Origin of the sequence: Arthrobacter sp. 260 (assembly GCF_013116745.1) — a bacterium.
In the GTDB taxonomy this organism is placed as follows: domain Bacteria; phylum Actinomycetota; class Actinomycetes; order Actinomycetales; family Micrococcaceae; genus Arthrobacter_D.
Genome location: NZ_JABFOE010000103.1, coordinates 1 through 240, shown reverse-complemented (window position 1 = coordinate 240; position 240 = coordinate 1). Strand labels below are relative to the sequence as shown.

The window sequence follows — 240 nt, the reverse complement described above, 5'->3', positions numbered from 1 at the left end:
CTGTGATTCGCCTCGGCAAGGTAGTTGGCGAGGCTGACCCTAAGTCGACTGCAAACGAGCTTGCCTCAATGATGGTTGGCCGTGCGGTAGACCTCGATGTTGAGAAGGAGCCGGCGAAGCCAGGCAAACCAACATTCAAGGTCGCGGGCCTCTCTGCCTGGAATCACGCGGGCACCAAGGTTTTGGATGACATCAGCTTTGAGATTCACGAGGGTGAAATCTTGGTAATCGCCGGAGTGC

The 240-nt window shown here is 56.2% G+C and carries 1 pseudogene; it reads left to right on the top strand.

Annotated features, from left to right (window positions below):
- Positions 1–240: pseudogene (locus HMI57_RS18960) on the top strand (heme ABC transporter ATP-binding protein); the annotation flags it as partial.